This window comes from Dietzia aerolata, from assembly GCF_014144865.1.
Taxonomy (GTDB): Bacteria; Actinomycetota; Actinomycetes; order Mycobacteriales; family Mycobacteriaceae; genus Dietzia; species Dietzia aerolata.
In genome coordinates this window covers 1-1,923 of the sequence record NZ_JAALDM010000335.1, presented here as the reverse complement: position 1 = coordinate 1,923, position 1,923 = coordinate 1, and the positions used below count along the sequence as shown (strand labels likewise).

The following is a 1,923-nucleotide window of genomic DNA, read 5'->3' as shown; positions in this document are numbered from 1 at the left end:
CGGGCGGTGTCCCCGAAGGTGGGGTTGGTGCCGACCGAGATGGCGGCCGGGTACCGACGTCCGGGGACGATCGTCCCGTCGACCGGCCCGTCGTCGGTGACTGTGAACCATCCGGCGTACACGCCGTCCACGGGCACGGCGGTGTACTCGGGCAGGTCGAGGTTGGCGGTGGGGTACCCCAGGTCGCGTCCCCCGCGTCCGGCGCCGTGCACGACGGGGCCGGCGACGCGGTGCGGGCGCCCGAGGAGTTCGGCGGCGGCCGCGACGTCGGATCCGGCCAGGAGCCCGCGGACCCGGGACGAGGAGACGCGTTCGCTGCCCATCTCGAGGAGGTCCTCCACCTCGCAGGCGATCCCCCGCTCCTCGCAGAGTCTGCGCATGGTCTCCGGCGTCCCCGAGGCGCGGCGGCCGAAGGTGAAGTTGCGCCCCACCACAACGGCTCGGCAGTCGAGTCCGTCGACCAGTACGTTGTCAACGAACGCGGCGGGCTCCCAGGACGCCATCTCCTTGTCGAACGGCAGCGCGAACACCGCGTCGACGCCCGCCTCGCCGGCGAGTTCGGCGCGCCGCTCGAGCGGCGTGAGGACCATCGGGTGGGATCCGGGCCGGACGACCTCGACCGGGTGCGGATCGAAGGTCACGAGCACGGGGGCGGCACCGAGCTCGCGCCCGAGCTCGACGGCACGGTCCACCAGGACACGATGCCCCCGGTGGAGTCCGTCGAACACCCCGAGGGCGATCGAGGTACCGCCGTCGGGGATCACGATCTCGTCGAACGTCCGCCACAAATGCACGGCGACCACCTTACGCCCGCTCCTCACAGTCCGGCCGGTCGCATGACCACCACGGGCGAGGCCCGCCGTCCCGATTCGGACACCAGCGCCGCGACACGCCCGTCCGGCCCGACCGCCGCGACGACGCCGGTGTCGCCGCGCGCCTCGAGCCACCGGCCGTGGCGGAGGCCCTCCGCCTGCTCGGCGTCGATGTCGCGCCGCGGGAAGGCTGCCAACGCCGCCGCGTCGAGGTCGAGTGAGAGTTCGGGGGCGGCCTCGAGTTGGTCGAGGGTGCGGGCCACGTCGAGTCCGAACGGCCCCACGCGGGTTCGCCGTAGTGCGGTGAGATGTCCCCCCACGCCGAGCGCCTCACCGAGGTCCCGGGCGAGTGCCCGGATGTAGGTTCCGGTGGAACAATCGACGACGACGACGAGGTCGACCGTCTCACCGGTTCGGGAACGTTCGAGCACATCGAATCGGGACACGGTCACGTGTCGGGCCTTGAGTTCGACCTCCTCGCCGGACCGGACGATGTCGTAGGCCCTCCGACCGCCGACCTTGATCGCGCTGACGGCCGAGGGCACCTGATCGATCTCCCCGGTGAGCGCGGCGACACCCGAGTCGATGGCAGCGTCGGTGATCCCGGAGGCGTCGGTGGTGCCGGTGGTCTCGCCCTCGGCGTCGTCGGTGGTGGTGGTCTGCCCGAGGCGGATCGTCGCCTCGTACGACTTGGTCTCGAGGGCGAGTTGCCCGAGCATTTTGGTGGCCCGCTCGATTCCCACTACCAGGACGCCGGTGGCCATGGGGTCGAGGGTGCCGGCGTGGCCGACCTTGCGGGTGCCGAAGAATCGGCGCAGCCGGGCCACGACGTCGTGACTGCTCATCCCGGAGGGCTTGTCGACCACCACGAGGCCGGGCTCGGGCGCGGGGCGGGTGTCGGGTCGGCGGGGGCTCACGGGTCCACGGTATCCAGACCGGCCGGCCGGAGCACGATCGACGAGGCCACGTATCCGCCCCGGACAACCCAGCGTCCGTGGAATTCGACCAGGTCGGCCCCACCGTCTACCGCCCCGGGATCGACCAGGATCCGTGAACGCAGGGATCCGGTCACGACCGGACCGGCGGCGGCCTCGTCGTCGTCAACATTCCC

2 protein-coding genes and 1 pseudogene are annotated in these 1,923 nt (G+C 72.0%); all 3 read right to left on the bottom strand.

The window, feature by feature from the left end; all coding sequences use genetic code 11:
* A partial coding sequence (locus tag G6016_RS16700) for a bifunctional riboflavin kinase/FAD synthetase (RefSeq protein ID WP_338403661.1) occupies positions 1 to 803 on the bottom strand: 803 nt, incomplete at its 3' end.
* A 14-nt stretch (positions 804 to 817) separates the two neighbouring features.
* Positions 818 to 1,729, bottom strand: a complete 912-nt coding sequence (gene truB / locus G6016_RS16695; RefSeq protein ID WP_182633714.1) for a tRNA pseudouridine(55) synthase TruB — start codon at positions 1,727 to 1,729, stop codon at positions 818 to 820.
* A pseudogene (locus G6016_RS16690) lies at positions 1,726 to 1,923 on the bottom strand (hypothetical protein); the annotation flags it as partial. The pseudogene G6016_RS16690 and the gene truB, both read right to left, overlap by 4 nt.